At 52.8% G+C, this 1,117-nt stretch carries 1 protein-coding gene; it reads left to right on the forward strand.

Annotated features, from left to right (window positions below):
* Positions 1-1,117: NADP-dependent malic enzyme (gene ystJ, locus CHH53_RS16960; RefSeq protein WP_143594511.1), on the forward strand; the 1,117-nt coding region annotated here is incomplete at both ends.

Genomic DNA, 1,117 nt, shown 5'->3' on the forward strand with positions numbered 1-1,117 from the left:
CCAATCTACGAGAAGATGCATTGAAAATACACCGTGAAAACAAAGGGAAACTGACAATGAAGTCGAAGATCCCGGTTCGCAATGCGACGGATCTGAGCCTTGCTTATTCACCTGGTGTGGCGGAGCCTTGTAAGGAAATCCACCAAAACAAGGATGACGTCTACGAATATACAATGAAAGGCAACATGGTTGCGGTTGTCAGTGACGGCTCTGCCGTGCTTGGCCTTGGCAACATCGGTCCGGAAGCAGCGCTGCCGGTCATGGAAGGGAAATCCGTCCTTTTCCAAAGCTTCGCAGGCGTCGACAGCTTCCCGATCGTTTTGGATACAAACGACGTGGATGAAATCGTCCGCACCGTGAAATTGATGGCGCCGACATTCGGCGGTGTGAACCTGGAAGATATCTCCGCTCCGCGCTGCTTCGAAATCGAAGAACGTTTGAAAGCTGAAACGGATATCCCGGTATTCCACGATGATCAGCACGGTACTGCAATCGTAACGGTTGCTGGTTTGCTGAATGCATTGAAATTGGTCGGCAAAAGCTTTGATAACATCAAGGTCGTAGCCAACGGTGCCGGTGCTGCCGGTATCGCGATCATCGAGCTCCTTCACAGCCTTGGCGTGAACAACGTCATCATGTGTGATTCCAAAGGGATGATCTACGAAGGCCGTCCAGAGGGCATGAACAAAATGAAAGACCGTGTGGCGAAAATCACGAACCGCGACCGTCAGGCTGGCAGCCTGTCCGACGCGATCAAGGATGCGGATGTGTTCATCGGGGTATCTTTAGCCAACCTATTATCCAAGGATGATGTGCGCAGCATGGCAAAAGATCCGATCATCTTCGCGATGGCGAACCCGGATCCGGAAATCCTGCCTGATGATGCGAAAGCAGCAGGTGCCCGCGTCATCGGAACCGGCCGTTCCGACTTCCCGAACCAGGTGAACAATGTACTTGCCTTCCCTGGTATCTTCCGCGGTGCCTTGGATGTCCGCGCGACTGGCATCAACGAAGAAATGAAAATCGCCGCTGCCAAAGCGATTGCCGAATTGATCGATGAGAGCGACTTGAACGAAGATTACGTCATCCCGGCTCCATTCGATCCGCGCGTTGCACC

The sequence above is a fragment of the Terribacillus sp. 7520-G genome, from assembly GCF_002271665.1.
Classification (GTDB): domain Bacteria; phylum Bacillota; class Bacilli; order Bacillales; family Amphibacillaceae; genus Terribacillus.